Below are 682 nucleotides of genomic sequence, written 5' to 3' on the forward strand. Positions count from 1 at the left end.
ATATTTAGACTGGTCGATATATTCACCGACTAAGGCATTCTTAGCTGTTCGAGCGAGTTCAATATCCGTAAACTTAAAGATCGCTTTTACTGCTTCTCTAAACGGTTTTGAATTCTTTTTTGGAATGGAACTGAAGATGTTTCTTAAAAAATGGACNNATCTCTGCCAACTTGCGTTGGTAAATGACTTACGAATTGCAGACACTAGGCCTTTATGGGCATCAGAAATGATGAGTTCTGTCCCCTGTAGACCGCGTTCTTTTAAGTATTCAAAGAAGATGGACCATGTGTCATCACTTTCTTCATTTTGGATCATGAAGCCAATGATTTCACGATCACCACCTTCTGTTATCCCGATCGCAATATGGCAGCTTTTAGAAAGCACTCGATGGTCCTCACGGACTTTTATGTAGAGAACATCAGTCATCAGATAAGGATAACTCGTACCTGAGAGTGAACGGTTCTGCCATTCGTTGACCATCGGGTCTAACTGCTCAGTCAGGCTAGAAACAAAAGATTTCGATACCGATTTTCCACATAGCTCTTCAACAATCTTTGAAACTTTACGTGTCGAAACGCCTGAAACATACATCTCAAGCATTGAAGCGAGCAGTGCCTTTTCATTTCGCTGATAACGCTCAAACACCGTCGGTGAAAATTCACCATCACGTGTTCTGGGTACT

The 682-nt window shown here is 41.5% G+C and carries 1 pseudogene; it reads right to left on the reverse strand.

Annotated elements, in window-relative coordinates:
• A pseudogene (locus KA894_RS14570) lies at positions 1-682 on the reverse strand (IS256-like element ISEnfa4 family transposase); the annotation flags it as partial.

Source organism: Staphylococcus sp. GDY8P131P, from assembly GCF_017891975.1.
Lineage (GTDB): Bacteria > Bacillota > Bacilli > Staphylococcales > Staphylococcaceae > Staphylococcus > Staphylococcus nepalensis.